Origin of the sequence: Streptosporangium sp. NPDC051023 (assembly GCF_040689595.1) — a bacterium.
Taxonomy (GTDB): domain Bacteria; phylum Actinomycetota; class Actinomycetes; order Streptosporangiales; family Streptosporangiaceae; genus Streptosporangium.
The window spans coordinates 1-6,593 of the sequence record NZ_JBFBCE010000174.1 but is presented as its reverse complement, the minus strand read 5'-3'; the positions used below and the strand labels follow the sequence as shown (position 1 = coordinate 6,593).

5 protein-coding genes and 1 pseudogene are annotated in these 6,593 nt (G+C 56.6%); 3 read left to right on the top strand and 3 right to left on the bottom strand.

The genetic code is table 11. The annotated features are described in order from the left end of the window. Positions 1 to 682 precede the first annotated feature (682 nt). Both AB0395_RS47365 and AB0395_RS47360 read left to right on the top strand, forming a co-directional pair. A complete protein-coding gene (locus AB0395_RS47365) occupies positions 683 to 1,993 on the top strand; it encodes a DUF4365 domain-containing protein (protein WP_366294722.1) in 1,311 nt (436 codons plus the stop codon). A 427-nt stretch (positions 1,994 to 2,420) separates the two neighbouring features. After that, the gene (locus AB0395_RS47360) at positions 2,421 to 3,167 is read left to right on the top strand and encodes a hypothetical protein (RefSeq protein ID WP_366294719.1); all 747 of its coding nucleotides are present in this window, start codon (positions 2,421 to 2,423) and stop codon (positions 3,165 to 3,167) included. Between the two features lie 96 nt (positions 3,168 to 3,263). On the opposite strand, the gene AB0395_RS47355 is transcribed toward AB0395_RS47360, so the two are convergent. Beyond that, positions 3,264 to 4,472 carry a hypothetical protein gene (locus tag AB0395_RS47355; protein ID WP_366294716.1) on the bottom strand — a complete coding sequence of 403 codons (1,209 nt, stop codon included), beginning with the start codon at positions 4,470 to 4,472 and terminating at the stop codon, positions 3,264 to 3,266. A 3-nt stretch (positions 4,473 to 4,475) separates the two neighbouring features. Then, positions 4,476 to 5,009 (bottom strand): DUF4365 domain-containing protein, encoded by a 534-nt coding sequence (locus AB0395_RS47350; protein WP_366294713.1) that lies wholly within the window; start codon positions 5,007 to 5,009, stop codon positions 4,476 to 4,478. 386 nt (positions 5,010 to 5,395) lie between these two features. Between AB0395_RS47350 and AB0395_RS47345 the strand changes: the two genes are divergently transcribed. Then, the gene (locus tag AB0395_RS47345) at positions 5,396 to 5,800 is read left to right on the top strand and encodes a hypothetical protein (protein WP_366294710.1); all 405 of its coding nucleotides are present in this window, start codon (positions 5,396 to 5,398) and stop codon (positions 5,798 to 5,800) included. Positions 5,801 to 6,142: 342 nt separating this feature from the next. Here the strand turns inward: AB0395_RS47345 and AB0395_RS47340 are convergent. Further along, positions 6,143 to 6,358 (bottom strand): annotated as a pseudogene (locus tag AB0395_RS47340) (site-specific integrase); the annotation flags it as partial. Positions 6,359 to 6,593: the final 235 nt, after the last annotated feature.

Genomic DNA, 6,593 nt, shown 5'->3' with positions numbered 1-6,593 from the left:
GCGACAGCCGGGCCACCACGCTGACCAGGAAGCGAAATCGACTCTCAGCCGAATACCTCAGCCCACCACACGAAGATCACGAAAGATCGAGGCTAACGTGCATGACGCTAGCCTGAGCTCCCATTCAGCATTTGCCCGCGACGGTGTAGGAAGCCTACAAGGGCACGAAGCTAGCGACCCGAAATTTTCGGAGTCACTCGGTGACTGGCACCACCCTCACGATCGCCTGATAGTGGCTGATCTCCGTACAGGGCTGGGGGCGATCGACGGGCCGGGGTTTCGTGCCTCAACCCCGGCCCACCGAGCACCAAGGCGACGGAGGTGCAGATGCTTCCCCTTGTACCCGTTGCGTGCCCGTCAGGAGGGTGATCAAGGGGGAGTCACGAGGAATCACAGTCACTCCCCTCGCTCCCCCGCAGATCAGCGTCTCTTCAGCTCAGCGGCGAGGTGCGATAGAGACTCCCCAAGCTGACAATGCGGGCTCATTCCATCACTCGCTCCATGCTCAAGGCTCAGGTCACAAACTAGGTCTTCGTCGTTGCTGGGCTGTGCCCAGCTAAGCCGCAACAGGCTCCGTCGTCTCCTCTCCTTTTGAGTCCCGATGTCAGAGGCATGAGGCAAGGTGATGAACAACACTGGGCCGGATCCACCCGGGCCAGCAAGGAGCCTCCAGGAGGGTGGTATGCCGAAGATCTCAAAAGGGCGACGCGTGGGGCAGGCTGCCGTGAACGCGCTGCGCACCCTGCTCGAAGAGCACGACCACATCGTTCAAGAGATATCCGGGCAGAACGACTTCGGCGAGGACTTCTACGTCACCTTCACCGACAACGGAGATGTCACGAGCGACACGATCAAAATCCAGGTCAAGGGTGGAGACAGATGGCGCCGAGGCAACGGCTACGCGGTGCCTATCGACCAGCATGTCGACACCTGGGCGAACGGAAACATCCCCGTCTATTGCGTGGTGTATGACCTGGACACCAAGAAACTGTACTGGGCGAACGGTACCCAACAGCTCCGCCGGCTCGGCCCCTTCAAACCGCCACGCTTCATCGGCGTCAGCCCAAACGCGGTGCTGGATGACACCACCATGGAGTCCTTCGTCGCCCAAGCCCGCCGCTACGTCGGACGCTACCGAGGCCGACAGGCCGTCCTCACTCATCTGGGCGAGATGTCTGGAGTTGAATTCGACCCGACGGACCACGTTCTACACTTCGTCAACGGCGACGACGAAGACCTCATCTTCTGGAAGCACCCAGGGGACGCGGTGGCGACGCTGCTGCTCAGCAGCCAAGACTGGGAGCCGGTTCTCGTCAACCTGGAGTCCCTAGTGCGCTCCGAGCTTCCGATACCGGAGGATGAAAAAGGCCGGGGCCCCACCGACCCCTATCTATGGACCGCCGAAGAGCTGGGGCTGAGCCGATCCGAGATCATGTGGGCGATCTCTTGCTTCATCTCTACTCAGCAAGCCGACGAGGGGCCGGAGGACGACCTCGTCGGCCCCATCGAGTGCGAGGGGTGTCCGAGCTGCACGGGCGAAGAGCCCGAGGAACACGGCAGCATCGACGCGGACGTGATCCATGATTACGTCCTTGCTCGCATTCTCAGCCGGATTGAAGCCGAGCCTGACCTAATGCAGCGTTCGATCCTGGCCATGCGTGAGGATGGTGAGCTCACACCGGAAATCGTCGCCGAACTTGGCCCTCTCGAATCCGACCCGCGCATCGTCCGCCAAGTGAACAATCTGAGCCAGGCGACGATGACGACGGTGGACGACATCGAGCCGGAGACATTCCGGCTAGCCATCCTCTACCTCATCCACCGCATCTACATCGGTGGCCCCTCACTCCCTCTTGACGAGCAGGTCCAAATCGTATGGCGCATTCCCGAACCCGAGTCCACACCGTTCAAAGGGAAATACTCCACGATGGCTCACATTCGCACCCACCCATCACCGCTCAGGGCTGAATCGCGAACCTCTGATCATGGGTGACTTAGTTCTGATAATGAAAAGGTCATGCCTAATGATCGCGTGCCAGATCCGTGCAGATGAGACGGGGAATCACAGTCACTCGCGGGGACTTACGGGCACTCGGTCGGTCCTGACCTGTACCCTCGTTTTCCCAGCTCAGCCCACCAACGTCAGCAGCCGATTCCCAAGCTGATAGCGCGGGTTCGATTCCCATCGTCCGCTCCGTATGTAGGAGCCCTAGTCAATCTCAGGTCCGGCCAGGGCTTCTGCGTTCTCAGGAGAATTGAAACAGGCCACAGTAGGCGAGGGGACAGCGTGTCCCAGCCGACCCTGCCGGCTGTCCCTCCTATTCTCCGAGGCTGGTTGAGCTGCGCAGACACTGGAAACAGGTCGAGGGACATAGTATGTAGGTGTCCTAGGCGTGCACTAAGTGCCATACTCCCGTTCTATGCCCCGTACCGATCGTGTCAGCCTGACCCGGGAAGCACTTGCAATGCCCGCGGTAGATCACCTTTCGAATAACGGTACGCTCAACGTTCTCCTGGATCGGACCCTCTCAGGTCTTCCGTCTGGCCTTCCACCGGATCGAACACTGATTGGCCTGTTCATGAACTTCGCCAGGTTGACGGATAAAGCGCTCCGCGAATACGACGCGGCACGAGCTGAATTGCTGGTCTTCGTCTTGCCCCATCCTGGACTGCGCACAAGTCCCTACCTAAGAGCTATCGACCACATGGAAAACTGTGTGAGCGCAACTCATCGTGCGGTTCTGAATGCACGAGCGCTTCGAGAAAATAAGGTAGGCCGAGGAGTGCCGACTCTGACGCAACGTCAGGAAGAGCGCCTGAAGTTCCTACGCAACGCGGTGGAACATTCCGACGAAAAGCTCCTTGGTAAGCAGAAATATAAGAGTAGTCCGATTTTCGACAAAGCTGATCCGCATTCACTTCGACTGTCGAACACATCCATGGTGATCGGCTCACACATTTTAACCTACAAGGAGCTTGTGTCGGCGATGACAAAGTGTTACCAGGCGATCGAGAAAATACGAGGAGTTCCTACAGGAACACCTAGTCCGGACTTTCCGAACGCCAAGCTACGGACAACCGTGGACGGCGCAACTCCAGGATCAAGTCAATTTCGACCTAGTGACTACCTTAGAGAGCTGTCCCGACTCGTCATCACTCACTCCTGACAGGGGCGTCTCAGCGATCCTGGCTTTGTTCCCAATGACAGTATAGATGCTTTTCCCGACACGACCACGGGGCTGAATATAATATTAGAGTTTCCGCTAATTCTCATTCTCCGCCGCAGGGCCAATTGCTCTCCTCTCTACTTTCTTTATTTTAAGTGTCGATACGTCTTTGACGTCCATCCCGGGGATGTAGGTTTCATCTAAAGGGTGGAACTGTGTGGCGCTGGATACTAAGAGACGTCTACTGGAGTCTCTTTGTATCTCTCCTTTAACTAAAACTGGCCTGGCGTCGCGATGCCAAGAAATGGCGTAGTCGTATTGTTGGGGACTAAGCCTAATCCATATTTCGCAGGGCCTGCCGCCCCTTATGGTTGATACGGCAACTTCTCCGGCTAGCTCCTCGACTCTTCTTCTGAGGGCAACTATTTTTCCTGAGAAGATGCGGCTCGTGTCTATTCTGTTTTTCCTGAGCTTTTCGGCAGCCATCTCGATAAGTGGCCGAGCTTCAGAGTCTAGAGTGACGTTCTTAGGGATATTGACCGATGCTGGAACTCCGGGAGCCCAGCTAAAAGCCGCCCCCAACTCTGCAACCGATGGTTCTTTGAGAATCCTTCCAAGGCTTAGACAGAATTCGCGACTTACGCCGCGTTCCACTATTTCATAGAGCACATCTATGGTTGGCTCGCGCGCTGGCTCTACTATTGATTCTTGAACTGCCTTTAAAGATTGAGCGAAGGTTCTGGTTACTCTTCTTTCGAATGGTTCGGGAGCGCTAACCTCCATGAGGGAGCTCTGCCTGGAATCAGGCTCCTCTATCTCTGGAAGAGGAACCAGGATAGGTATGATGAATGATCCTTTTTTAGTGTGGTCCATCCGAGCGCTTTCAGCTACAGCATCTCCTCGTCGTGCATAATTACCACGAATTTCGCTTCTTTCGTTCCATGCGGTAGTTGCAGATGTCCTCAGCATGACCCTTGCTGAGGAAACCATGGCTGTAGCGGCTTGGAGAGGTATGGTGTCAGCTATGTAATGATCGCTAGCTGCGCGCAACTCAGTGCGATCTATTAGTCTAAAGCGAACTTGTTCAAGTAGTTCTTTAGGGGCTTTCTGCTCTACTGCGGCAACTCTCTGTATCGCTCCTAGAACCAGCTCTGATTCTGAGTTTTCATCGTTTGGCACCCCAACACGATGAGAGCCTTTTGCCCACAGGGAGCCAACTTCACCGCGACCGCGTTCAGCCCAGCCTATATCTCTAAGATACTTGCGTAGTTCTTTTGCGCTAGGGACTGAATATATAGTAGTCATGGATTATCCCAGTCCGTAGAAGCATGCTTCTAGGTCGGATTCCCAAACCTGAAGGGTTTCTGCGGTTAGACGCTGGTTCTTGGGAATGTCGAGACGAGTCTCGCCTGCAGGAAGGTTGTTAACTCGCACCCAGAAGGCTGCCGCATTATGGAATGTTCCGTTTTTTGGATGCTCCAACCACTGCTTGCGTTCATCATAGCTCAATATTACGAGAACAAGATAAACGGGGATTTTGCTTTTATTCCATTTTTCCCGCCAAGCTATCTCGATTGGCCAGCTTGCCGATTTTCCGTGCAATTCGAACTGAGAAGTACACTTCACCTGAACTCGTACGGGAGCGATTGAGAAGCAGACATCGCAGTCAACAGCAAGGGCATCCTCGTCGGGCGAGGTTTCGTTCAGGCCAACGCCAGCCTGGCTGCAAATGGCGCGCATGTAAGCTAACCCAAAGCGTGCTTTAGACCCACTTGGGCTCAATGTACTAATTGAGGATAGTTCTTCGTTGAATGCCGCTTCCGTTAACCCCACATGAGCCATAGTGGCTCAAGATGACCTTCATGTGAAGGGATGGGGATGATTGACTGTCATTGATGACAATGTGAAGACGATTCACATTGATGCGGTCGAGCTCGTGCTTGTCGATACTGGGCGCTAGGTCTAGCTTGTGGCCTGGTTGTTGGGCGAGAGCGCAATGATCGACACTGGTGGCGGAAGAGGCAGGTCAAACGTAGTAGAAGAGTCTCTTGGTGGCCGAGCGGTGTACCTCTCACTCGGGTCTTGGGGCAAAAAGATGCAGAGTGCGGGATATGGGAGGGGTGACCTTCTGTAACTGAGGCTTGGTGAGATGCTTTTGCCCTGGTCAGAGGTTATGTCGCCACCTAGAGCGCAGTCCTCTTGAAAACTGCTGAGGGTGCTCCGAGGCGATGATGGATGGCATAGAAAGTACCGAGTTCCACGCCGCTTGCATCAACTCGTGGCTGAGTGCCTGGCAACTCAATCTGGCTCGTTCGCAGGATCATGGTGGTGGGGGGAGGTGGCGGATCTGGGCCAAGGTTGCCTTCGCGGCTCTCGATGGTGCCGAGCAGGCCGGTCTCCCCGCGTGGAATGCGAACATGAGTCGCTTCAACCTTCGGGCACTGTTGATCACTGCCCTCGGCCCCGGCGATGATCCACTGTGGGATCCGGGCCGGTTGGCCTCGGATGTTCTGGAGGCCCTGCCGTTGAGCCTGGAACAGGCGGCCGGCTGGGCGGAGGACTGGCAGTCGCATTCTCGCGATGAGATCTTGGCTCTGCGCATTTGTAAAAACCTCCTCGCCTCATGGAACTGATCATTGATCGGCTGGCAGAGGGGCCGGTGAGGACGCAAATCGATCGCTGGATGGGTCTCCGGCCGCGTCTGCCATGACGTGCAATATGCGTGCGATGATCATGGCGACAGGGGAGCCGTGAACGTGCTGCGCACCAGGTCAGCGGCCATGTCACTCGAAGAACGGTCACGAGCTGTAAAACCGTCGGCTCAGCCTACGCAGGTTCAAGTCCTGCACCTGCCACACCAACAGAAAGAGGCCCCTCACCAGCGCAAACGCGGTGAAGGGCCTCTTTCGTATGTTCGGCTGTCTACGGTCGTCAACGGCGATCTACGGGCGTCCACGTCGTATGCGCGTCGGCGCTCAGCCGGGGTTCTGGGTGGGTTTCAGGGCTTCGGCGATCAGCTTTCGGGCCTGCTCATCCTGCCCAACGATGCACTTGGCGTAGACCCGCAGAAGCACGTTCACACTGTGCCCTGCCCACTCGGCGACTTGGGTAGCGGGCACCCCGGCGTTGAGCCACGTGGACACGCAAGCGTGCCGCAGGTCGTACGGCCGTTCCGCCGGTGGTGAGGCGATCAACATGCTGGTCGGGGGCGCCCAGCGGATCACGGGGTACGCCAAGAAGGGCTTCGCCATCGAACAGCCATACCCGGATGAGGTCCGGGTGGCCTTTGAGCACTTGGTGGAAGCCGGGTACACGAGTCGGCTGCTTTGATCTAGTGTCCTGCGCCGGTAATCCGTCGTTAGATCCTGTGTGAACTCTTCTGGTGAGCCGGTGCGTCGTCGGGGTCCGAAGTTGGAGCCGTTGGTG